Origin of the sequence: Streptosporangium sp. NPDC000509, assembly GCF_042898365.1 — a bacterium.
Taxonomy (GTDB): Bacteria; Actinomycetota; Actinomycetes; order Streptosporangiales; family Streptosporangiaceae; genus Streptosporangium.
In genome coordinates this window covers 283,431-306,315 of sequence record NZ_JBIAYX010000009.1, presented here as the reverse complement: position 1 = coordinate 306,315, position 22,885 = coordinate 283,431, and the positions used below count along the sequence as shown (strand labels likewise).

Annotated in this window: 22 protein-coding genes; 4 read left to right on the top strand and 18 right to left on the bottom strand. The window is 70.8% G+C overall.

All coding sequences use genetic code 11. The annotated features are described in order from the left end of the window. Window positions 1-30: 30 nt before the first annotated feature. Genes ACFY3D_RS18825 through ACFY3D_RS18805 form a run of 5 tightly spaced genes read right to left on the bottom strand, consistent with a single transcriptional unit; the run spans window position 31 to window position 4,272 of the window. Window positions 31-348, bottom strand: a complete 318-nt coding sequence (locus tag ACFY3D_RS18825) for a TIGR04076 family protein (protein ID WP_389980896.1) — start codon at window positions 346-348, stop codon at window positions 31-33. After that, complete coding sequence (locus ACFY3D_RS18820; protein ID WP_389980894.1) at window positions 345-1,553, bottom strand: acyl-CoA dehydrogenase family protein; 1,209 nt, start codon at window positions 1,551-1,553, stop codon at window positions 345-347. Before ACFY3D_RS18820 ends, ACFY3D_RS18825 begins: the two co-directional genes overlap by 4 nt. Window positions 1,554-1,612: 59 nt before the next feature. After that, window positions 1,613-2,404: an amino acid ABC transporter ATP-binding protein gene (locus tag ACFY3D_RS18815; RefSeq protein ID WP_389980892.1), complete on the bottom strand. Its 792-nt coding sequence runs from the start codon at window positions 2,402-2,404 to the stop codon at window positions 1,613-1,615. Continuing rightward, the gene (locus tag ACFY3D_RS18810) at window positions 2,401-3,273 is read right to left on the bottom strand and encodes an amino acid ABC transporter permease (RefSeq protein WP_350943708.1); all 873 of its coding nucleotides are present in this window, start codon (window positions 3,271-3,273) and stop codon (window positions 2,401-2,403) included. The genes ACFY3D_RS18815 and ACFY3D_RS18810 overlap by 4 nt, the downstream gene beginning before the upstream one ends. Before the next feature lie 9 nt (window positions 3,274-3,282). Then, window positions 3,283-4,272 carry a transporter substrate-binding domain-containing protein gene (locus tag ACFY3D_RS18805; RefSeq protein WP_389980890.1) on the bottom strand — a complete coding sequence of 330 codons (990 nt, stop codon included), beginning with the start codon at window positions 4,270-4,272 and terminating at the stop codon, window positions 3,283-3,285. A 473-nt stretch (window positions 4,273-4,745) separates the two neighbouring features. On the opposite strand from ACFY3D_RS18805, the gene arfB reads away from it, so the two are divergent. Together arfB and ACFY3D_RS18795 are read left to right on the top strand one after the other, a co-directional pair. Next, window positions 4,746-5,168, top strand: a complete 423-nt coding sequence (gene arfB, locus ACFY3D_RS18800; protein WP_350943712.1) for an alternative ribosome rescue aminoacyl-tRNA hydrolase ArfB — start codon at window positions 4,746-4,748, stop codon at window positions 5,166-5,168. A gap of 202 nt (window positions 5,169-5,370) precedes the next feature. Further along, window positions 5,371-5,814, top strand: a complete 444-nt coding sequence (locus ACFY3D_RS18795) for an NUDIX hydrolase (protein WP_350943714.1) — start codon at window positions 5,371-5,373, stop codon at window positions 5,812-5,814. A gap of 55 nt (window positions 5,815-5,869) precedes the next feature. On the opposite strand, the gene ACFY3D_RS18790 is transcribed toward ACFY3D_RS18795, so the two are convergent. From ACFY3D_RS18790 to ACFY3D_RS18780, 3 genes are all read right to left on the bottom strand, one after another. Further along, window positions 5,870-7,345: a glycosyltransferase family 39 protein gene (locus tag ACFY3D_RS18790; RefSeq protein WP_389980888.1), complete on the bottom strand. Its 1,476-nt coding sequence runs from the start codon at window positions 7,343-7,345 to the stop codon at window positions 5,870-5,872. Window positions 7,346-7,512: 167 nt separating this feature from the next. Continuing rightward, a complete protein-coding gene (locus tag ACFY3D_RS18785) occupies window positions 7,513-8,295 on the bottom strand; it encodes an HAD-IIA family hydrolase (protein WP_389772385.1) in 783 nt (260 codons plus the stop codon). Window positions 8,296-8,494: 199 nt separating this feature from the next. Continuing rightward, a complete protein-coding gene (locus ACFY3D_RS18780; protein WP_389980886.1) occupies window positions 8,495-9,394 on the bottom strand; it encodes a TIGR03619 family F420-dependent LLM class oxidoreductase in 900 nt (299 codons plus the stop codon). Window positions 9,395-9,451: 57 nt separating this feature from the next. Here ACFY3D_RS18780 and ACFY3D_RS18775 point away from each other — a divergent pair, with 57 nt between their 5' ends. Next, the gene (locus ACFY3D_RS18775; RefSeq protein WP_389980884.1) at window positions 9,452-10,366 is read left to right on the top strand and encodes a phosphotransferase family protein; all 915 of its coding nucleotides are present in this window, start codon (window positions 9,452-9,454) and stop codon (window positions 10,364-10,366) included. Between the two features lie 44 nt (window positions 10,367-10,410). After that, on the top strand, window positions 10,411-10,698 hold the full coding sequence (locus ACFY3D_RS18770) for a zf-TFIIB domain-containing protein (RefSeq protein WP_362505544.1): 288 nt from the start codon (window positions 10,411-10,413) through the stop codon (window positions 10,696-10,698). Window positions 10,699-10,843: 145 nt separating this feature from the next. Here the strand turns inward: ACFY3D_RS18770 and ACFY3D_RS18765 are convergent, their stop codons facing one another. The 10 genes from ACFY3D_RS18765 to ACFY3D_RS18720 all read right to left on the bottom strand — a co-directional run bounded on the left by ACFY3D_RS18765 (window position 10,844) and on the right by ACFY3D_RS18720 (window position 22,799). After that, window positions 10,844-11,821 carry a hypothetical protein gene (locus ACFY3D_RS18765; RefSeq protein ID WP_389980881.1) on the bottom strand — a complete coding sequence of 326 codons (978 nt, stop codon included), beginning with the start codon at window positions 11,819-11,821 and terminating at the stop codon, window positions 10,844-10,846. A gap of 174 nt (window positions 11,822-11,995) precedes the next feature. After that, a complete protein-coding gene (locus tag ACFY3D_RS18760) occupies window positions 11,996-13,447 on the bottom strand; it encodes a bifunctional phosphatase PAP2/diacylglycerol kinase family protein (protein WP_389980879.1) in 1,452 nt (483 codons plus the stop codon). 167 nt (window positions 13,448-13,614) lie between these two features. Continuing rightward, on the bottom strand, window positions 13,615-14,400 hold the full coding sequence (locus ACFY3D_RS18755; RefSeq protein ID WP_389980877.1) for a polyphosphate kinase 2 family protein: 786 nt from the start codon (window positions 14,398-14,400) through the stop codon (window positions 13,615-13,617). Between the two features lie 104 nt (window positions 14,401-14,504). After that, entirely contained in the window at window positions 14,505-15,146 is a 642-nt protein-coding gene (locus tag ACFY3D_RS18750) for an ATP/GTP-binding protein (protein ID WP_350943728.1), read from the bottom strand. Further along, window positions 15,127-15,513, bottom strand: coding sequence for a DUF742 domain-containing protein (locus tag ACFY3D_RS18745; protein ID WP_350943730.1), 387 nt, complete (start codon window positions 15,511-15,513; stop codon window positions 15,127-15,129). The genes ACFY3D_RS18750 and ACFY3D_RS18745 overlap by 20 nt, the downstream gene beginning before the upstream one ends. Next, window positions 15,510-15,953, bottom strand: a complete 444-nt coding sequence (locus ACFY3D_RS18740; RefSeq protein WP_350943732.1) for a roadblock/LC7 domain-containing protein — start codon at window positions 15,951-15,953, stop codon at window positions 15,510-15,512. The genes ACFY3D_RS18745 and ACFY3D_RS18740 overlap by 4 nt, the downstream gene beginning before the upstream one ends. Before the next feature lie 101 nt (window positions 15,954-16,054). Then, window positions 16,055-18,595, bottom strand: coding sequence for a nitrate- and nitrite sensing domain-containing protein (locus tag ACFY3D_RS18735; RefSeq protein WP_389980875.1), 2,541 nt, complete (start codon window positions 18,593-18,595; stop codon window positions 16,055-16,057). 210 nt (window positions 18,596-18,805) lie between these two features. Beyond that, window positions 18,806-20,455, bottom strand: a complete 1,650-nt coding sequence (locus ACFY3D_RS18730; protein ID WP_389980873.1) for a prenyltransferase/squalene oxidase repeat-containing protein — start codon at window positions 20,453-20,455, stop codon at window positions 18,806-18,808. Window positions 20,456-20,457: 2 nt separating this feature from the next. Beyond that, window positions 20,458-21,414, bottom strand: a complete 957-nt coding sequence (locus ACFY3D_RS18725; RefSeq protein ID WP_389980871.1) for a terpene synthase family protein — start codon at window positions 21,412-21,414, stop codon at window positions 20,458-20,460. Beyond that, complete coding sequence (locus tag ACFY3D_RS18720) at window positions 21,411-22,799, bottom strand: cytochrome P450 (RefSeq protein ID WP_389980869.1); 1,389 nt, start codon at window positions 22,797-22,799, stop codon at window positions 21,411-21,413. The genes ACFY3D_RS18725 and ACFY3D_RS18720 overlap by 4 nt, the downstream gene beginning before the upstream one ends. Window positions 22,800-22,885 lie beyond the last annotated feature (86 nt).

Sequence of the window (22,885 nt, the reverse complement as noted above, 5' to 3'; positions counted from 1 at the left end):
CAACGGTGCAGCGCACCCCGCGGCCTGCGCTCACTGCGTTCCCACCGCCCCCGCCGCCCCCGCCGCCCCCTCCGCCCGGTCCACCCGCTCCAGACGCATGACGACGGCGTCGGCCGGGTCGGGGCAGCAGGTGAAGGGCTTGCGCTCCAGCCAGTGGTCGGCGGGCAGGTCCGACAGCCGGGACTCCAGGATCGGGAAGACCGCGGCCATGGCCTGCAGGCAGAAGGGCCTGCCCTGGGGCAGGGTCAGCGCGGTGCCCTCGACCTCGAAATGATCACCGATGGCCAGGCCGCACCGCGGAGAGTCCGCCCGCTCGACCACGACCCGCACCCGCGGCGGCGCGGTCACGGCGCGGCGCCGAACAGGGTCGGCCCGCCGGCCGGGTCGTGCAGCACCTTCTCCGCCAGGGAGCCCCAGTGCACGCGCTTGGCCCCGACGTGCGCGAGCGCGCTCCAGGCGTCGCGCAGCACGCGCTGCATGGGGTCGTCGTCGAAGAGATAGTGCGATCCGTACAGTTCCAGGCACAGATCGAGCACGCGGCGCAGCGTCTCGGCGGCCATGGTGTTGGTCGCGATCAGCCGGTGCTCCTGCGTCGGGGTGAGCACCCTGCCGGGGGTGAAGACGATCTCGTCGGTGCGCTTGGCGATGTCGGTGATCCCGGCGAGCAGCATGTCCACCTCGGCGCACGCCTGGCCGAGCACGCGCCTGGTCGTCACGTCGGCCACGCCCGCGGGCCCGAGCCTGCGGCGTACGGCCGTCAGCGCCAGGTCCAGCGCGTGCTGCGCAACCCCGACGCAGACCCCGGTCAGGCCGAAGAACGCGAGCGTGACGTGCTTGTTGAGCGGGTCGGCGTCGGGGTTGGCGAGCGCCTCCCTGTCGAAGGAGTACCGCTCGGGGACGAACACCGGCTCGGTGATCGAGTAGGACGAGCTCCCCGAGCCGCGCACGCCGAGCGTGTGCCAGTTGTGGGCGTGCACCACCGCCTCGCGCGGCAGCCACAGGCCGAGGGTGAGCTGCTTGCCGTTCGGCCCGATCACCGGCTCGTCGCCGTCGAAGACCAGGCAGCCGCCGATGATGTGCTCGGCGATGTAGCTGCCGCTGCCCCAGTCCCACCGCCCGGTGACCAGGTAGCCACCCTCGGTCACCTGCGCCCGGCCCTTGGGATGGAACGCGCCGCTGGTGGGCATGTCGCGGGTCGGGTACAGCTCGTGGTAGGCCTCGTCGCCGAGCCGCCCGGCGTAGAAACCGGTGGCGTTGAGCACCGCGACGTTCCAGGCCGTGCCCGCGTCCACCCTGGCGATTTTGGCGACGACGGCCACCTGGTCGGCGAGGGGCACCTCCATTCCGCCGAGGCGCGCGGGAAAGCCCATCTCGAACAGGCCCGCCCGGCGCAGCGCCAGCGCCGCCCGCTCGCTGAGCCGCCCCTTGGCGTCGCCGTCGGCGGCCTCCTCCGCGACGAGGTCGAGCACCGCGTCCGCGTTGGCCAGCACCGCCTCCGCAGCCACCGGCGCACGCAACACACTCCCGGCGGGCAGTTCGTTGGTGGTGGTCATGATTCTCCTATCGGCCCCATCGGCCTTCTTCTTCGGTTCTCGGCGGTCAGGACGCGCGGTCATCGCAGCACGGCCGACAGGAACGCGCGGCTGCGTTCGTGCCGGGGGTTGCGCAGCACCTCGTGCGGCGGGCCCTGCTCGACGATCCGGCCGCCGTCCATGAACACCACGCGGCTCGCGACCTCGCGGGCGAAACCCATCTCGTGCGTCACGACGATCATCGTCATCCCGCGCGTCGCGAGATCGCGCATCACGTTGAGCACCTCGCCGACCAGTTCCGGATCGAGCGCGCTGGTCGGCTCGTCGAACAGCATCACCTTCGGGCGCATCGCCAGCGCCCGCGCGATGGCCACGCGCTGCTGCTGACCGCCGGACAGGCGCGAGGGATACTCGCCGGCCTTGTCGGCCAGTCCGACGCTCTCCAGCAGCTCCAGCGCGTGGGTACGGGCGGCGGCCTTGTCCTCGCCGCGTACCCGCACGGGCGCGAAGGCGACGTTCTCCAGCGCGGTGAGGTGCGGGAACAGGTTGAAGTGCTGGAACACCATGCCGACCTGCGTACGCTGGCGGCAGGCCGCGTTCTCCCGCAGCTCGCGCAGCCTGCCGCGGTGCACGCGGTAGCCGACGAGCGAGCCGTCCACCAGCACCAGACCGCGGTCGATGTCCTCCAGGTTGTTGACGCAGCGCAGCAGGGTGCTCTTGCCGCACCCCGAGGGCCCGATCAGGCACACCGTCTCGCCCGCGGCGACGGCGAGGTCGATGTCGAACAGGACCTGGCGGTGCCCGTACGACTTGCTGATGTTCTCGATCGAGACCATCGGCCGCGCGTCGCGCGGCTCCGGTTCGGCGGTCATCGTTCCGCGATCCTTCGTTCGAGGATGTACTGACCGGCCGTGAGCAGGGCGATCACGGCGAAGTACCAGACGGTCGCGACCAGCAGCATCTCGATCGTGCGGTAGTTGGAGCCGGAGATGGCCTGCGCGACGGTGAGCAGGTCACCGCCGCCGATCACCGACACGATCGCGGTCGCCTTGAGCATGCTGATCAGCTCGTTTCCCATCGGGGGCACGATCACCCGCAGCGCCTGCGGCAGGACGATGAAGCGGGTGGTCCTCAGCGAGTTGAGCCCGAGTGCCTTGGCGGCCTCGCGCTGGCCTCGGCCGATCGCGAGCAGGCCGCCGCGTACGATCTCGGCCATGTAGCCGGAACCCGCGAGCGTCAGCCCGATGACCGAGGCCGCGAACGGCGTCAGCACCTCCTGCACCGGGCGGCTGAACACCTGCAGGTCGGTGAACGGGATACCGACGGTGATCCGGTCCACGAACAGTCCGAGGTTGCCGACGAAGATGAGCAGCAGGATCAGCGGGATACCGCGGAAGACGAAGATGTACGCCGCCGCGGTCGCGCTGATGATCCTGCTCGGTGACATCCGCATCAGCGCGACCACCACCGCGCCGATCACGGAGAACGCCATGCCCATCGCGGTCATCAGCAGCGTGCGCGTCAGGCCGGCCATGATGTCGGGGTGGAAGAGGTACTCGCCGACGACCGGCCACTCGATCTTGGGGTTCGCGGCGAAGGCGTAGGCCGTCATCGCGACGACCGCCACCACCAGCACGGCGACCGCGCCGCGCCCGTAGTGCCGCACCGGCACGGCGTCCTGGCGGGCGAGCGGCGAGACGCCGTCCGCGAGGCCGGGAGCCCGGGATGCCTGCTCTGTCATCACGACCGCTCAGGACGCGGGGGTGGCCGAGGCGCCCTGCCCGGCGGGCAGGCCGGTGTAGCTGTTCACCTTGATGTCCTCGGCGGGCAGCGCGGCGTCACCGGAGTCCCACCTGTCCATCACCTTCCGGTACTCCCCTGATCGCGCGAGTTCGCCGAGCGCTCCGGCCAGCGCGTTCGACAACCCGGGTTGCTCCTTGGAGATCGCGATCGCCACGTCGCGCTCCATGTACGGGTCGATCTGGTCGTCCGGCAGGGACACGTTCTCGAAGGCGGTGCCCGACTCCTTGGCGATGACCCGGACGGAGACCGTCAGATCCATCCAGGCGTCCACGGTGCCACCCTTGATCGCGACGATCGCGCCCTGCGCGCCCGGGTAGCCGATCGGTGTGATCGCGGGCTTGCCCTGCCCGACGCAGAACTTCTCGCTGTTGCCCTTGACCACGGCCTCCTGCTGGCTGCCGCTCGGCACGCCGATCTTCAGGCCGCAGGCGTCCGAGAGGCTCTTGATCCCGTGCGGGTTGCCCTCCTTGACGAGCACGGACATCGGGGAGCGGTAGAAGCCGACGAGGTCGATCACCTGCTCGCGTTCCTTGCCGTCGCTGACCTGCCCGAACAGGGCGTCGACGTTGCCGCTCTGCAGTCCGGGCAGCTGCGCCGGCCACTGCAGGTTCTTCCACACCGGCGTCACGCCCAGGATCTCGCCGAGCGCGACCGCGAGGTCCGGGGTGATCCCGACCGGCTTGGAGGTGTCACCGGGCTCGATCCCGATGATCGGCGGTGTCTCCCACAGCGCGCCGAACACGATCTGCTTGCTCTGCTTGATCCGGTCGGGCAACTGATCGTGCAGCGCCTGGTCGAACGCCGAGGCCGCGGACGACTCCGGGGTCGTGGACGACGCCGAGGCCTGTGCCGGTCCGCCCTCGGATGAGTCGCTCCCGCAACCCCCGACGCCCACTGCCAGGGCGACCGTGGTGGAACACGCCACCAGGGCGCGCACCGAACCACGTTTTGCGATTTGCACTGTTTTAGCGACCGGCACGGCTCACTCCTTCCTAAAGGTGACCTTTCGGGCACCGAGAGCTGAGACATTACATAGGAGTCAGCTGCACTGACAAGCATTTGCGACGGAACGTTCCCGGCGAAAAAGAACGGCTGCTCGTGCCACGTCGCCCTCACATTCGAAGCAGGCCGGTGTGAGGGCGGCCAGGGCGATGCCGGACGAGAATCTCCAGGCCACGGTCATCGACGTCCGCGCCCACCTGCGCCTTCCCCGTCCGAAAATCCTCCTCCCGGAAGCGGCGAGCCGAGCCGGGCCAGGACGAAGGACCGGAAGATCACCGGCCGCAGGGACCGTGCACCGCTTCACGACTCATCGACCATCGAGAAACGGGGCATAAAAGCAGTTGATCCATGCTTGTCACTCCTCGGTACCCTGAGATCACGCCCCACCATGAGAAGGAAGTCACCGTCATGCCCGGTCCGCTCCAGATCAGCGGCTCGGTCTCGGTCCCCGAGGCCGAGCTCGGCTGGCGGTTCTCCCGTTCCTCCGGCCCCGGCGGCCAGGGGGTCAACACCACCGACAGCCGGGTCGAGCTCAGCTTCGACCTCGCCGCCACCGAGGCGCTGGGGCCCGTCTTCAAGGCCCGCGCCCTCGAACGCCTCGCTCCCCGCCTGGTGAACGGGGTGATCACCGTCGCCGCCTCGGAGTTCCGCTCCCAGCTGCGCAACCGCGAGGCCGCCGAGATGCGCCTGGCCCAGATCCTGCGCGAGGCGATCGCCCCGCCGCCCAAGAAGCGCCGCCCGACCAAGCCGAGCAGGGGCGCGATCGAGCGGCGGATCACCGCCAAGAAGCAACGTTCCGACCTCAAGCGCCTGCGTGGGGACCGCTACTGACCCGCTCTTCGCACACGCCGCGGGCGGCCATGTCCGATCCGACGCGATGAGCGATCGCCCCAGGCAGGTCGGGGGCGGGTGCGGAACACAGGATCGGCCGACCCCGTTTTCAGGAGGTGGCCGACCACCCGGGTCGTGAAGAAATCCCACCTCCCCCGGCTCGGATGCGGACCGTGCGCCGGGGCGGTGACAGAATGGCCGCATGTCCGTCGTGCCGAGTGTCCGCGCCGTACTTCTCGACGAGGACCGTCTGGTGGTGTTCCGGCGCACGGTTCCCGGCAGGGAGCCGTACTGGTCCGTTCCGGGCGGCCACGTCGAGCCCGAGGACGCCTCCCTTGAGCACACCCTGCACCGCGAGGTCATGGAGGAGCTGGGCGCCGTGGTCTCCGCTGTCACCCCGCTCACGACCCTGGAGTGCCTTCGCGACGGGGGGATCAAGACCCAGCATGTCTACGGCTGCCGCCTCGTCTCCATGGACCCCGCGCTGCGCTGCGGCCCGGAGTTCGACGATCCCGCCCGAGGCGAGTACGAGGTGGTGCGGCTCCCGCTGGATCCGGCCGAGATCTCCGCCATCAATCTCGTCCCCCCGGAGCTTGGCGTCTACCTCACCGGCACCGTCACCCACCTGCCCGCCCTGATCGCCTGACCTTCCGCGTCTTCCGCTCACGAGGGCCTCACGCGCTTTCGCCGGGCTCGCGTGGTCAGCGCCGTTCGCGGACGTACAGGGCGAACCAGGAATACCCGAAGTCGTCGGTGGACTTCAGGGTGAAGTCGCGGTCGGCCATGAGGGCCAGATAGCGCTCGTCGTCCTCCACGAAGGACCTGTCCTTGCGCTTCCTGCCGCCGCTGACCAGCCAGACACGCTCGACCCCCTCCAGCGCGGCCGTGAACTGCGCGGCGGTCCTGGGCTCGCGGCGGCCGGGAGCGTAGGTGAGGTCGCGCAGGTCACGGTAGGCGTCCTCGTAGACGGCGACGAACAGGCGCCTGTTCTTCGTCACGTAGAGCACGGCGTCGCCGGGACGCTGCCTGGCCAACAACGTGGCCGCCATGTCACGCAGATCGTCCGGCCGCGTGTCCGGCTCGCGGATCGTGAGGTGCGTCGGAACGGTCAGCGCCGCGACCAGGAGCACTCCGATCCAGCCCAGCGCCCGGGGCCGCAGGGCGTTCAGGCCGGCCCCGGCGAGCAGCGCCGTCGCGGGGACGGCGAAAAGCACGTATCTGGGCTGGAAGACGGGGTAGACCACGGAGATCGCCATGGACACGAACGGCAGCAGCGCCCAGGGCAGCGCGACCGCCGTCAGCCGCCCACCGGAGAACGCGCCGATGAGCATGAGGGCGACCAGGAGCAGCGCGACCCATCCGGTGCCCGCCACCTCCTCCCCGAACCAGACGACGTCGGTGAGCTTCGACGGCTTCAACCACGACAGCTGAGCCTCGCGCTGACCTGCCGCCAGGAGCGCGAGCGGGACGATCCCTGCCGCGGCCACGGCGAGCGCACCGGCGAACCTCGCGATCTCGGACCGGGACACCGGCACCGACGCGGATGGGGACTCCGACGCGGACAGGGACGGGGAGGAGGGCGCCGACCGGGGCGCTTGACGCCACCACAGCACCGTCACCGCGTGCGCGACGACCAGGAGGAGGGCGTAGACGTGAAACCAGCCGAGCAACACCAGGCAGGCCCCGTAGGCCGCGTACCATCGGCGGCTCGACCGCCTCGCCGCCTCGATGAGCACCCAGGTGGCCAGGACGGCGACCGCCGTCACGATCGCGTAGCTGCGCGCCTCCTGGGCGTACCGGCTCACCATCGGCAGCACGGCGTAGAGCGATCCCGCGAGAAGACCGGCCCCCGGGGTGGCGAGCCTCCTGCCCAGGACCGCGATGCCGTACGCGGCGGCGGCCGTGGCGATGGCCGAGGGCAGGCGCATGGCCAGTTCGCCGGTCGAGAACGCGGCGAACGGCCGGAGCAGGAGATAGTAGAGCGCGTGCACCCGGTCGATGCTGCCGAGCAGGTGCCACAGGTCGTCGACGGGCATCGAGGCGGCCAGGACGCTGACCGACTCGTCGCGCCAGAACGAGGGCGTGGTGATGCCCCACAGCCCGATCAGCATCGCCGCCACCGCGGGGATCGCCTCCGGCAGACGACGCCGGACCCTGCCCTTCTCCGCAACACCCATCACATCGCGCTATTTCACACCATGAAGGCGATCAACGCGACGGTACGGCCGGACCCGGCCGCGGGTGGGGGCACCAAGCCTAACGACGATCCCCCTTATGCCGATATTTCCGGTATTGCGGATGGGGTAGGCACTGCCGTGTCGGCCCGGCGGCTCCCGGTCGACCCCTAGTCGATCAGGTCGATCAGGTCGGCGACCGAGTCGACCACCATGGACGGACGGAACGGGTAACGATCGATCTGGTCCCTGCTGACGACCCCGCTGAGCACCAGGATCGTGTGCAGCCCCGCCTCCATGCCGGAGACGATGTCGGTGTCCATCCGATCGCCGATCATGGCGGTGCTCTCGCTGTGGCCGTCGATGGCCCGCAGCGCGCTGCGCATCATCATCGGGTTGGGCTTGCCCACGAAGTAGGGCTCCACCCCCGTCGCCTTGGTGATCATCGCGGCGACCGCGCCGCACGCGGGCAGCGACCCCTCGTTCGAGGGACCGACCGGGTCGGGGTTGGTGGCGATGAACCGGGCACCGCCCTCGATGAGGCGGATCGCCCGGGTGATCTGGGTGAAGCTGTACGTGCGGGTCTCGCCGAGGACCACGTAGTCGGGGGCGATGTCGGTCAGGACGTAGCCGACCTCGTGCAGGGCGGTGGTCAGCCCCGCCTCCCCCACCACGTACGCCGAGCCGCCGGGACGCTGGCCGTCCAGGAACCTCGCCGTGGCCAGCGCGGAGGTCCAGATCGACTCCGGCGGGATCTCCAGACCGGCCGCGCGCAGCCGTACGGCCAGGTCGCGCGGGGTGTATATCGAGTTGTTGGTCAGCACGAGAAACCGCTTGCCCGACTCGCGCAGGCGTCGGATGAACTCGTCGGCGCCGGGCACCGGATGTCCCTCGTGGACAAGGACCCCGTCCATGTCCGACAGCCAGCACTCGATCTGCTTGCGCTCGTCCACCGTTCTCCTCTGTTCCCGTGTTCCCGCCGGGTACGTATCGGAACCAAGGATGACAGGACCGGGTCGATCCCGCGTCACCAGACCCGTACATCCGGGCATCTCGGAGGTGAAAAGACCGGCCACGCGAGACCTCCGGCCGCCACGCGGCCCACCGCGGCCGTCGCCACCCGGTTCCCCGTACACGAGACCGGACTCCCGCTCAGGGCGCGAGTGCCTCCAGTGCCTCCAGCGCCCTGCGCATCGACTCCTCGGGGTCGGCGTCGGGCGATCCGATCTCCGGATCGAAGTTGAGATCGTGGAAGACCTCGGTGACCCCCTTGGCCTCGAGTTCCTCGACGTCCCGCCTGATCTCCTCGAACGAGCCGGTCAGCGGCTCACGGCCGGACGCTCCCGCGGGACGGACCCGGGTGACGCCCCGGGTGACGAAGCGCAGCGCCTCGGGATCGCGCCCGGCGGCACCCGCCGCCTCCTTGACGACGGCGATCCTGTCCCCGATGCCGCCGAGGTCCTCGCGGCTCGAACTGATCCAGCCGTCCGCCAGCCGCCCCGCACGCCTCAGCGCCACCTCCGCGGAACCGCCCAGCAGGATCGGCGGCACCACGGGCGGTTTCGGATCCTGGTGCGCCGGGGGCACCTCGTAGAACTCGCCCCTGTGCGCCACGGTCTCCTCCGTCCACAGGCGCCGCAGCAGCGGGACGTACTCCTCCGCGCGCCGGCCGCGCCGCTCCATCGACACCCCCGAGGCGGCGAACTCCTCGGGCAGCCACCCCAGGCCGAACCCCGCGTCCAGCCGCCCGCCGGAGACCGCCTGCAGGCTCGCCAGCTGCTTCGCCATCAGCGCGGGCGAGGCGAACGGCAGGTTGAGCACCGCCACCCCCAGCCGGACGCGGCTCGTCAGGCCCGCCAGGTAGGCGAGTGTGACCACCGGGTCGTGCACGCTGCGATAGGTCGGGCCCATGGTGTGACCCCGCGGGTAGAGCAGGCGCTGGAAGGTCCACAGCTCGTGATAGCCGAGCCCCTCGGCCTCCCCGGCGACCCGCGCCATGTTGTCCGGCGTCGCCCAGGACCCCGAGACCGGCACCGCGAAACCAATCCTCATGCCTCGCACTTTATTCCGCCGGTGCGCGGGACCGTTGACCGGTGGTTCACTTGCCGGGTGGACAGCGAGGATCCGATCGACGAACTACTCGGGATCGCCGCCGGATACGGCGGTGTGCCCGGCACGGTCCTGCCGACCAGACCGGACGTGGTCATCGTGCGGGCCGGTTCCGTCGTGGTCAAGGCGCACGCGCCGGGCGCGGAGCGGGAACCGCTGGTGGAACGGATGCGGGCCACCGCGCACCCGGCACTGCGCGGGATCGTCCTCCAACCGGTGACCGAGGAGGTCATGACCGCCGGGGACCGGCTGGTCACCGTCTGGCTGGCCGGTACGCCGGTGGACCACGCGGATCCGGACGCGGCCCCCTGGGAGGCCGCCGCCCGGCTGCTGGCGCGGCTGCACGCCGTACCGGCGCGGGCGCTGCCCCCGCTGCGGGCCGCGGGCGGACCGGCGCGGGTGGCCTCGACCGTCGCCCGACTGGGCGACCGCTCGGCCGCCGAGCTGGCGGTGCGCCGCGCCTTCACCTGCCTGCCCTCTCTCCCCTCACCCGGCGCGTACCTCCCCGATACGACGGCTCCCGGTCTGACCCACGGCGACTGGCACATGGGCCAGATGGTCCGCGCGCCGGACGAGTGGATCCTCATCGACATCGACGACCTCGGCCTCGGCGACCAGGCCTGGGATCTGTCCAGGCCCGCCGCCTGGTTCGCGGCCGGACTGCTGGAGCCCGACGTGTGGCATCGCTTTCTCGGGGCCTACCGCGCCGCGGGCGGGGTCGCCGCCGGACCGGACGGCGACCCGTGGGAACGGCTGGAGACACCGGCGCAGGCGATGACCGTGCAACTCGCGGCCACCGCGGTGGCCGCCGCGGGGCGGGCGGGGCGTCCGCTGGACGAGGTGGAGGAGGTGCTCGTCGAGTCCTGCCTGAGGATTGTCCGGCATCGAAGCGCCTGCAATAGTGTGCCGCAGTAGGTTGTGGTTACTCGTTACCACGCCAGAACAAGGAGACCAGCCAGATGCAGTGCCCCAAGTGTCGGGGCGCCATGCGCACCTATGAGCGCAACGGCGTCCACATCGACCAGTGTGAGAGCTGTCGCGGAATCTTCCTGGACTACGGCGAGCTCGAGACGCTGACCCGGATGGAAAGCCAGTGGTCGCAGTCCCACGCAGCTCCGCCGCCTCCCCCTCCGCCTCCCATGCACGGTGCTCCCGGCTACGGCGCTCCCGCCTGGGGCGCACAGCGTCACGGCCACTACGGCCACCACCGCCAGCGCAGCTGGGTCGGGATGCTCTTCTCGACCTGATCCGCCGAGGCGACACCGCGACCTCGTGACGAGGTCGCGGTCTTCACGGCTACGGGCTCTCGGTTCCCTGCGCCCTCGCGTCCCGTGGAGAAGGACGCCGCCGACCGCCGAAGCAAGACGCGTCAGGGCGGTGAGGGGAAGCGCGTCAGGAGGGGAAGTCGCCCGGCTTGACCTTCTTGGGCTTCACGGTGCCCCCGGTCACGGCGTGCAGGGTGATCGTCCAGTTGGTCCAGCGGATCTGGGTCCCGGTGTTGACGGTCCTGAACCGCACGGACTTGCCGAACTGCTCGAAGTCGCACGACCGGGTGAAGGTCTTGGCCTTCGCGTCCCAGTCCTCGCCGAGGGTGTAGTAGATCTTGTAGCTGCCGTCCCGCACACCCTGGATCTTGAAGTTGGACTTCCTGCGGACGTACACGGTGACGGCCTTCTTCTTCCCGCGTACCAGGACGACGACGGCGTCCTGCCTGGTGCCGTTGCGCAGTTCGAGGTAGGCGCGGCCGGGACGTCCCTCTGAGGCGATGAACCTGCCGTTGGACAGCCGGCGGTTACGCTTCTTGGCCGCCTTGACCGGGATGACGCTCGCCGGATACCCGCTCAGCGTCTTGGCGGCGTCTTCCACGTCGGACAGTTGGTCCGCCTCGGCCATGCCGGTCAGCACGGCCGGGCCGGTGCACACCCGCTGACTCTCGGCGTCCTGGCGGGCGGTGTCGAAGGAGGCGCGCAGCCGACCCAGGGCCTCGACATAGCTGTCGTGCTGGGCCTTCACCTCGACGGGAGGGGCGAGGGTGGAGAGCCGGGTCACCGCGGCCTCCACCGCTCCGGAGGTCTTCTGCAACTGCTTGCCGAGGGTCTTCAGCCCGCCGGTCGCGGCGAGCTTCTTCACCGCGTCACGCACCGGACCGCGAGCCAGCTCCAGCTCGGCCCGGTATTCGTCCGGCGTGAGCGTCACGACGGCGGGCGGGGAGATCTGGCCGCCGGCTCCCTGTCCCGTTTCTGCCGTTCCCGCTCCCACGGTGCCACCCGCGGTGGCCGGGCCGACCACGGGATCATCCGAGGGCGAGGTGCAGGCGGTGAGGGTCAGCACGGTGACCACGGCACAGGCGAGCAAACGGGGGGAAGTCACCCGCACAACTATTGCCGGATCGATCACTGTGCGTCAAACGGTGTCCGGGAATCGGCGATCCCCGACGGGGTCACCTCCCGGTTCGCCACCGGCCATCGGCTGACGAGGGTCGATCCCGGCGACGGCGGATCGCGGCCGAGGCCGTCCCGTCCCCGAGCCGGTACGTCACGGAGATCAGCCGGACGGCCGGATCACGAGAAGCGACCGCGGGCGCTTGGTGAACTCCACCTCGCCCGTGACCGTGAACGTCTCGCCGTCGCACGCCAGCGGCAGCCGTCCGGAGGGGGCGGAGACGCGCAGCGTGTCGGCCTGCCACTGCTGGTAGTGGCGTGACAGCTTCACCCGTCCCGCCAGCAGGCTGAGGAACACCCGCAGCCTGGGCAGCCGGTCGGCGGCGGCGAGCACGCGGATGTCCAGCAGGCCGTCCTCCAGACGCTGCCGTCTGGAGGGGGCTCCGCCGCGCTCCTCGTAGCGGCAGTTGCCCACGAACACCATCCAGACGCGCCGGGGCACCCCGTCCACGACGAGTTCGACGGGGCGCGCGCCCCCCGGCCCGAGTGCCTCGGCCATCGCCCAGAACAGCGCGGGCCACTTACCGATCCGGCTCTGCCTTCGCTCCCCGCGCTCCACCAGCGCCGGGTAGACGCCCACGCTCGCGGTGTTGACGAACGTCCGGCCCGCGACCTCGCCGACGTCGACGGCGACGAGGTCGCCGCTGTGGTAGGCCGTCACGGCCTCCTCCGAACTCTCCACCCCGAGCGCGCGGGCGAAGTGACCGTGCGCGCTCGCGGGGACGACCAGCAGCGGGGTCGCCCCGCCCACCGCCTCCTGGGCCGCCAGGTTGACCACGGTGTCTCCCCCGGCCACCGCGAGCACCTTGGCCCGCGAGGCGGCGTCCCGCACGGCGGCCCCGAGGTCGTCGCCCGGCGCCACCTCGACGACCTCGGCCCGGGGGAAGGCCACGCGCAACGCCTCGGCCGTTCCCGCGACGGCGTCGGCGGAGCCGTCGACCACGGCGATCGCCCCCTCACCGTCGGGGTCGAGTCGCGCGGACGGCGCCGTGAGGGCGGCGCGCGCCTGCCCCGCCTCACCGGCGTCGGGCCAGATGCGGCGGGTGAGCAGCCCCGCCGCCACGCCGATCCCGGCTCCGGCGAGCACGTCGCCGGGGTAGTGCACTCCGGTGTAGACGCGGGAGAAGCAGACGGCCGCCGCGAGGAGCGCGACGGGGACCGCGACCACGCGGGGTGCCTCCAACGCCACGGCCGCGGCGAAGGCGCCGGCCGTGGCGGAGTGACCCGAGGGGAACGACGCCGACGCGGGCATCTTGATCAGCCGGGCGAGCGGGAGCCCTTCCGCCGACGGCCTGTTCCTGCCGAAGGCCTGCTTGCCGACCAGGTTGACCAGCGGACTGGCGAGGCTGACCGCGAGCAGTCCCCTGGTCGCGGCCCGGCGCAGTGGCCGTCGCCCGCTGACCGCCAGCGCGCCTGCCACGCCGGCCCACAGGAGCGAGTTGTCGGCCGCGCGCGACAACGCGGGGACGACGCGTTCGAGACCGGGCAACCTCGCGCCCGCCACCATGGCGAACACCCGCCGGTCCAGCCTGCTCAGCCGCGACCCCAACCGCATGCGCCGCCCCCTCCTGCGATGACGAAAACCATGACGAACCGCCACGACCCACCCGTCACGACGAACCGCTCACGACGAGCGGCGAGGACGAACGAGCGGACGGCCATTCGATTCTGCCCGGTGTCCGGGGTCCGGGGCGTCTTCGCCGCTCCCGTACTTCTCACCCGTCATTCGTCCGCGGCGGCCCCCACCTCGGAGGAGATCACCGGCTCGTGGCCTCTGGCGGCGAGTTCGGCCTCGATCGCGGCGCAGACGGTCTCCACGACCGTGACGCGGGCCAGGCGCTTGTCGTCGCCGGGGACCACGTGCCACGGCGCCTTGGGGTGGTCGGTGCGAGCGAGCATCTCCTCCACCGCGGCCTCGTACTGCGGGCGCTTCTCGCGGTTGCGCCAGTCCTCGTCGGTGAGTTTCCACACCCGCAACGGGTCGTCGGCCCGGTCCTGGAAACGCCTGAGCTGCTCCTCCTCGGAGACGTGCATCCAGAACTTGACCATGATCATGCCTTCGGCGGCGAGGGTCCGCTCGAACTCCACGATCTCCCCGTACGCGCGGGACCACTGCTCCTCGGTGGCGAAGCCCTCGACGCGTTCCACCAGCACCCGGCCGTACCAGGAGCGGTCGAGCACCGCCATCCCGCCCCAGCCGGGCAGGACCGGCCAGAACCGCCACAAGAAGTGGTGGCGCTTCTCGTCGTACGTCGGCGCGGCGAACTGGGCGACGCGAACGTGGCGCGGGTCGAGTGGGCGCACCAGCCGTTTGATCGCCCCTCCCTTGCCCGAGGCGTCCCACCCCTCGAAGACCACGCACAGCGGCGGGCCGATGCGCTGTTCGCCGACCTGGCCCCCGAGTGTGAGGCGCAGACGGAGCAGGTGGTCCAGAGCGGCGTCGAGGCGCTCGGAGGCGTCCTTCTTGGAGAGCTTCTGGGACAGGTCGACCTGGGAGAGGCGGTTCATGCCGACAAGCCTCGCATGTTCCCGCCGACCCACGATCCGGGGAGGCCGCCCGGGTCCCGCCGCCTGTCGTCAGGCCAGGCGGTCCCCGGAAGGATCCGCCGCTGTCAGCGGGCCGCCGCCTGACCCGTGGCGGGTTCGGCGTCCGCCGGTGAGGAGACCGCGCCCAGCCGCATCCGCATCGCGTGCTCGACAAGGGTGATGAGCACTTTCTTGCCCGACTCGCGCTGCCTGGCGTCGCACAGCACGATCGGGATGTCCTGGTGGAGGGTGAGCCCGAGCCTGACCTCGTCGAGCTCGTACTTGCGGGCCCCGTCGAAGCAGTTGACCGCGACGATGAAGGGCGTCTCGCGCCGCTCGAAGTAGTCGAGCGAGGGAAAGCAGTCGGCGAGCCTGCGGGTGTCGGCGAGCACCACCGCGCCCAGCGCGCCCAGCGCGAGCTCGTCCCAGAGGAACCAGAAACGCTCCTGGCCGGGCGTGCCGAACAGGTAGAGGCGATAGTCGTCACCGATGGTGATGCGGCCGAAGTCCATCGCGACCGTGGTGGTCTGCTTGGCCTCCACGCCCAGCAGGTCGTCGACACCGATACCCCGGTTGCTCAGGGTCTCCTCGGTGCGCAGCGGCTCTATCTCGGAGACCGCGCCGACCAGCGTCGTCTTGCCGGCGCCGAATCCACCGGCGACCAGGATCTTGATCGCCTTGGGCAGCTTCACGCGCCCGGCGTCACGGCTAGAGCGCACGGAGTCCATCGAGCACCGCCCTGTACAGCCTCTCGTCGTGCATGTCCGTCTCCGAATGCGGTTCTTGCATGGCGATGAATCCCTGATCGAGCAGGTCGCTGAGCAGGACACGGACCGTGCCTGCCGGAAGGTTCATATGGGCCGCGATCTCCGCGACCGACTGGGCCTGCAGGCAGAGCCGGACGATGGCCTGACTTTCCGGTTCCAGGCCCGGCTCCCTCGACGAGACCTGCCGAATGGTCACCACCAGGGTGATGAGGTCGAACCTGCCGCGACTCGGTTCGGTCCTGCCGCGCGTCAGGACGTACGGCCTGACGATCGGCCCCGCCTCGTCGCCGACCCACTGGGACTCTGGCTGCTCGTCGAAGATGCTCATCGTAGGCCGTCGCCCCTGAAGGAGTCGGCCCTGGAGGAGTCGGCCGTTCTGGTCGGCGAGGTGAGGTACTGGCCGACGCGGGTGACGAGCATGGCCATCTCGTAGGCCACCAGGCCGACGTCGGCCTCGGCGCTGCAGAACACCGCGAGGCAGGCTCCCTGCCCCGCGGCGGTGACGATCAGGTACGCCGTCCGCATCTCGATGATGGTCTGGCGCATCGGCCCGCCACCGACCCGGTCGCTGACTCCCCTGCCCAGGCTCTGGATCGCCGATCCGACGGCGGCCAGATGCTCGGCGTCGGCCGGGGAGAAGCCCGCCGAGGCGGCCAGCAGCAGGCCGTCGGTGGAGAACACGATGCCGTGCTGAGCTTCCTCCACCCGCGAGACCAGGTCGTCCAGCAACCAGGCCAGGTCCGTGAAAGACCCTGTTCCCTGCACCACTTCGTTGTCCTCTCCTTCCGCCCGCCGGCGTTCCCTCGCCGGTTCGGGGCAGCTCATCGGCGCCTGCCCGGCACCCGCGACCTGATGATCGTTCACTGGGGTCACACGGCGGACCCGCCTTCGCCCACGGGATCGCCTTCGCGATCGAGCAGGTGGGCGGCGTCGTCGCGGCCTCGTCGCGTACCCGCCTGGAAGGACGACATGGCCGCGCGGATCATCTCCGGCGAGCGCTCGTCGTCGGCCTCGTCGGCCGGAGACGGCGGGACCACGGGCTCGTCCTCCTGCAGGGGTGCGGCGAGGTGGGTCTGGGGAACGCGCCTCGGGAGACCGCCCGGCGTGTGGCTGCTGTCGGGCGGGGGCAGCACGGGGGGCAGCGGGGTCCCGGAGCCGCCGGGACGCGCGTGGGCGCCGGAGTCGTCGGGGCCTTCGCCCGTGGAGGCGCCCTGCGAGACCGGAGTTCCGGGGGCGGCGAAGTCGGGCAGACGCCCGGGCGTTCCGGTCTCCGGCGCCCGCCTCAGTGCCGAGGGATCGGCGAAGCGACCGGGAAACGTCGGGTCGGCGAGGTCCTCCCCGGGCGCGGGCCCCGCGGAATGCCGTCCGGAAGGCGCCTGGTCGGCCTGCGCGGGGACTCCGGCGATGCCCAGGGGGTCGCCCACCCGGCCGCGGACCGCGGCGACCGCGGAGGTGGTGCCGTTCATCTCTGCGCTGCTCGCCGGGCGCGCCTGCGGCACGCCGACGCCGACGGAGGTCCCCTGGTCCTCCTCGTTGATCAGGTCCTGCGGGATGAGGACGACGACGGTGGTGCCGCCGTACGGGGAGGACTTGAAGGTCACCCGGATGTCGTGCCGTTCGGCCAGGCGGCTGACGACGTACAGGCCCAGGCGGGCGTTGCCGGAGAGCTTGAGCTCCGGCGGGTTCGCGATCCGCTCGTTCGCCTCCGCGATGTCCGCGGCGCTCATGCCCAGGCCCCGGTCCTCGATCTCCAGCGCGTAGCCGTGGGCGACGAGGTATCCGCCGACCTGCACCGTCGTGTAGGGCGGGGAGAAGGAGGCCGCGTTCTCGACGAGCTCGGCGATCAGGTGGATGACGTCGCTCACGGCCCTGCCGTCCAGCGAGACCTCGCCCAGGGGCATCACGTCGACCCGGGTGTAGTCCTCGATCTCGGCGAGGGAGCCGCGGACCACGTCGATCATCGGGACCGCGTCGCGCCAGGCACGGCCCGGAGCCGCGCCGGAGAGCACGAGGAGGTTCTCCGCGTAGCGCCGCATCCGGGTCGCCAGGTGGTCGAGCCTGAACAGGTCGCGCAGTTCCTGAGGATCGTTCTCGCGCCGTTCCATCACGTCGAGCACGCTCAGCTGACGGTGCACCAGCGACTGGGTGCGACGGGCGAGGTTGCGCAGGATGTCGGCGATGTCGCGGCGCAGCTGGGCCTGCTCCGCGGCGACCTTGATGGCGGTCCGCTGCACGGCGTTGAACGCCTGGCCGACCTGCCCGATCTGGTCGTCTCCGAACTTGAGGGGGGGCGCCTCCGCCGCGACGTCCACCATCTGGCCGTGGCCGATCCGCTCGACCACGGCGGGCAGCCGCTCGTTGGCGAGTTCCCAGGCGGCGGCCCGCAGCTTCTCCAGCTGCTGTACCAGGGCGCGGGCCGTGGTGATCGCCAGGACGACCGAGGCGATGACCGCCACCAGGCCCAGGCCGCCGGCGAGCGCGAGCCGCACGATGACGCCGACGGCGACCGGCCCCGACCGCTCGACCACTCCGCTGCCGGCCGTGAGCACGGCCTGCGTGAACTTGACCTGTGCGGGCTGGGCGTCGGAACTCCACCGCGTGACGTCGATCACTCCGGCCGCCACCACGTTCGGGTCCTCGATCAGCTGGTTCTCCATGGCACGCAGCCGGACGAACTGCTCGCCGGAGACCATCCGCTTGTGGGCCTCCTGGTCGGCCGGGGGCAGCTCGGCCACCGCCTGGTCGGTGAGGAAGCGCCGCGTGCCGACCAGCTGCGTGAACCTGACCTGCTCCCCTTCGGAGAACCTGCCCCCGGTCAGGGCGCCCATCACCAGGGCGTCCTCCTGGGAGAGCAGGTCCCTGGCCCGGTTCATCGCGATGAGCGTGCGGGTGTCGTTGGCGAGTTCCTCGTCGTCCAGCGTGGCCAGCGAGTCGTAGACACGGAAGATCGAGTCGATGATGCCGGTGATCTCCGCGGCCGCCCAGGTCCGGTTGACCCGGCCGGCGTCGATCGCCTTGCGCGCGGCGGGCAACCCGTCCAGCAACCGCTGGGTCTCGCCGATGCGGCGGTGCAGGGCGGGACTTCCCAGCAGTTCCACTCCGCTGCCGCCGGTGAGTTGCCGGAAGTTCGCGTCGGCGGCGTCGGTGCGCTTTCGCTGGGAGGCCATCGCCTCGCGCCGTTGGCGTTCCGCGCTGACCGAGCCCAGGGTGATCGCGATCAGCCGCCGCTCGGCCTGCAGTTCGACGATGAGCCGCTCACTCGGGTCGGCCACCTCGGTGTTGAGGGTCGCCACGCCCAGCATGTTCAAACCGTCACGGACCGTCACCCATGCCGTGAACGCCCAGAGCGCGGTGAGCGACACCAGAAGTGCCGTGACCTTGGTCCGCAAGCTCGCGTTACGCAAGCGCATGGTATCCACCCCGGGAAACAGAAAAAATAGACGGCATTTTTCGTGGCAGTTGACACATCCTGGTCAAACAGGTCAAACGGTCGCCACATCGCTGGGATCAGCGGGGCATCCCGCATCACACCCGCCGAACCTTAGCAATGTCCCTAAAAACCCTCAAGACGGACAGAGTGGATGCGCCCTTGTGTCCTGTTTTGAATTCACGGTCAATTCTCAATACGAGTCGTCCTCGGGAATGGCGAGCGCACGTCGCGCCAGGTGAAGCGCGCCCAGAACTGCCGCCCTGACGATCGCCATCGGCAGATACAGGTCCTTGTCGACCCAGAGCGACGGCGCCTCGCCGCCACGGGCGGCCAGCAGGTGCCGGTATCCACGTTCCACGGCCTGTCTCCACCGTCCGTCCCGCGCGGCGTCGGTCAGCAGCAGGATCTGCAGCGCGTAGGCGGTCTCCTCCGCGGTGCCCTCCCATCGGCCCCACGACCCGTCCCCGCGCTGGGTGGCGAGCACCCAGTCCACGGCACCGCCCACCGCGCCCGCCGACTCCCCGCCGCCGAACTCGCGCAGCGCGATCGCGCAGCAGGCCGTGGCGTAGTACGGAGAGACGTGCCAGCGGTCCGTCCAGCTGCCGTCCGCCTCCTGGCGGTCACGCAGCCATGCCGACAGCTTCGCGACGACGGCCGCGTGGCGGGGCTCTCCCCCACGGCGGCGCAGGTATTCACCGAAGGCGTCGAGCACATGCGCGTTGGTCGTCGGGGACATCCCCTCCTCCCCCCGCCAGGTGCAGAAGTGGGTCTCCAGCTCGAACGGCCACAGCCCCTCCGGCTCGCGCGGCTCGTCGAGCAGCGCGAGCGCGTACAGGGCGACGGAGGTGGTGTCGGCGTCCGCGGGCAGACCGGGCCCCGTGGCGATCCCTTCGGGGCCGAGGCCGTCCCGCAGGCTCGCGACCAGTCGCGGCGGCACGTCCAGCGGGATCCCCGCACGCCGCAGCCAGCTCAGCGTCCAGCCGCGCTCGAACACGGCGATGGGGAGGGTGCACGGCATGGGACCGCCGGAGGAGGCCACGACGGCCTCCAGATACCGCCGGACGGCCGTCTCGTCACGCGTCCTGCGTGCGGCGCGATCCTCGGCTCCGGGTCCGGCCTCGGGCGGTGAGGCCAGCCAGGCCGCGCTCGCCCCGGGCGAGGCTCCCACGGCCGCCATCCCGCCGGGCATCGGCGTGGGGAGGATTCCCGAGGCGGCTATCGCCTCCGGGCCCGCGACCTCGAGGGCATGGACCAGTTTCTGCGGAATCGGCGCGCCCGACATCAGCCACGCCCTGACGGCCGTCAGTTTGGCGCCGCCCGCGCCCAGGGGCGGTTGCGGCCCCTCCCCGTCGAGGTGACCGTCGATCAGGGCGAACAGGGAGGCGACGATGAGTTCGACCGCGGGCGTGTCCGGTGGCCAGCCGGCCTGGAAGGACCGGTTCCCGATGGCCTCCAGGCCGCGTTCCACGGCCTTGGCGAGGAGGGCGCGGTCGGAGGAGCCTTCGCGCCCGAGTTCGACCAGGAGCGCCTCGACCGCGCTCAGCGTGGGGACGAGGGCGTGGTCGCCGGAACACCCCCAGCCACCGTCCGGCCGCTGGGTGTCGAGCAGGAACTCGACCCGCGTGGCGTGCCCTGCCAGCCACGGCGCCAGGCTCACCACCCGGCCGGTCTCGTACGGGGAGGCGGACACCTGCCCCCAGGGCTCGGCCGACAGTCCGGCGACCAGCTCGCGCGCCTCGGCGACCACGTCGATCCCGGCGTGATCCTCCGTACGGATCCCGCTGCCCGCCTTCGTGCCCGATTCCGTGCCCGATTCCGTGACGGTCAGCAGGCCGTCCACGCTCACAACGTCCCCCAGTAGTCGCCGACCTGGTAGAAACCCGCACAGAAGTCCATCTGGCGTTCCATGTAGCCCGCCAGCTCCGGATGGGTGGTCCGTAGCGGGGCGATGAGCTCCCGGCTCCGGGCGGCGAGCCCGGCGATCCGCTGTTCCACCTCGGCGCGGCCGGCACCGAGCAGCAGGACGTTGAGATCTCCCCAGGCGACGTCCCGCTCGTAGGTGCCCAGGTCGTTGAGAAGGCGGATGACCCGTTGCACCGCCCAGCCCGCCTCGCGCAGCGCGTCGACGTCCGCGACCGCGCCGGGGCCCGTGACGTGGATCCAGTGGGCCGCGAACGCGTAGGAGAAGCCGAGGTTGTCGGCGTTGCCGAGATACTCCTCGTAGGTCGGCGTGACCTTGTCGGTCTTCCAGCGCCACTCCGTGAGCATCCCGTCCAGCATGCGCTCCAGCTCGTCGCGCCAGACCGGCCCGAGTTCGGGGAACGCGGGCGAGGCCGCGAGCTCGTCGCGGATGTCGCCGAGCATGCGGGTCAGGTCGTCATCGGGGACCGGCGAGGCCCCGTCCGCCACGTCCAGGCACCTCCGGGCGATGGCCCGCACCTCGGGCAGCGAGGTGGCGACGTAGTCGACGAGCCAGTCCAGGCCGAACGCCCAGAGGGAGACCTTGTTCGCCATCCGCAACTGCTCGGCGCCGAACCAGGGGCCGCCGAACGCCATGGCCAGTGAGAGCGTGCTGTACAGGGCCGCGTCGAACGGCTTGGCGGAGAACAGGCCGGGATAGGTCTCCGCCCACTCGCGCATGTCCCGCTGCGACCGCCCGGCGCGGGCGCAGATCGCCCCCGCCTCCCTGGCGTTCCCCAGGACGCCGGAATCGGGCCGTGCACCGGGGACGGGCCGGACGTCCGGATCGGAGCGGAGCCCGGAATCGGGCCGGACAGCCGGATCGGGCGGGAGCGTCATCGCAGGGCCCCGCTCCGGTCACGTCCGTTGAAGGACACGCCCAGCGAGACCTTCTGCCGGGGACGCAGCGAGGCGGCCCAGCCGGTGTCGAACGGGCCCGGGGTGCGCACCGACATGCGGAACCGGCTGAGGATGCTCGCGACGAGGAGCGGTGCCTCGACGTAGAACAGGGGCTCGCCCAGGCACCTGTGCGGTCCGCCACCGAAGGGGAAGTAGGAGTATCTGTGCCTGCGCTCCTCGCCCTCGGACCTGCTGGGCGCGAACCGCTCGGGGTCGAACTCGTCCGGGCGCTCCCAGAACTCCTCCAGTCGCTGCGTGGCGTACGGGGTGACCAGCACCGACGATCCGGCCTTGATCCGGATGCCGCCGATCTCCGTGTCCTCCATGACCCTGCGGGGGAGGAACCAGCCCGCCGGGTACAGGCGGAGTGTCTCCTGCAGGACCATGCGCGTGTAGACGAGACGGGGGATGTCCTCGGGGACGGCCGGCCCCTCGCCCACCACCTCGTCGATCTCCGCCCGGAGCCTGGCCTCCACGTCCGGGTGCTCCTCGAGGAGGAGCCACAGCCAGGTGAGGACCATCGCGGTGGTCTCCGACGAGGCGGCGTACACGCTGACCAGCGCGTCGCGGATCTGCTTCTCGGTGAGTCTGTCACCGTTCTCGTCAACGGACCGGCAGAGCACGGAGATGACGTCGACGCTGTCGTCGGGTCGGGCCATCGCCTTTCTCACCACGGGAAACACCACGTCGTCGATCGACTGGACGGCCCGCAGAAAGGTCCTGTCGCCGGGGATCCGCATGAAATACGGCATGAAAGGCATGAGAATCCGGTAGACGAGCGAATAGGACGCCTGTTCGAAAGCGGGGATGATGCGTTCCCCGTCCTCCCGGTTCAGCTTGTCCCCGAACAGCACCCGGTTGACGATGTAGCTGAGGATGCTGGACATCTCCGTGGCCGCGTCGAAGTCCTGCCCCGACCGCACGTACTCGTCCCATTCCTCGACGCGCCCCGCGACGCGCCTGGACACCTCATCGGCGATCGTGGCGACGTACCGCGTGGTGAACAGGGGCTGCAGGACCTTCCTGCTGTTCTGCCAGTGTTCGCCGTCGCTCATGATGCTGTGCCCGAAAAGCCGCTCCAGAGGGCGCCAGAACATTCCCAGGCGCTGGTGCTTCGTCCATTCGACGCGCATCACCTGCTGGACGTGGTCGGGGTGCGTGATCAGATAGGGGCGAAAGGGCCCCAGCTCCAGCCGGACGATCTCACCTCGCGCCTCCCGTGCGAACCCGGCGAGTGCCCCCGCCGGTTCGCGGAGAAGCTTGGGCAGGGCTCGGCGCATCGGAACGGATCTCGCCCGGCGACCGGCACGGACATGCACGTCCATGGACATAGGCAAACATCTCCCACCTCGCGTGACGTGAATTCGCGCAGCACGAGACAACCGCCCGCGCGGGTGAGCGCGGCGGTGTT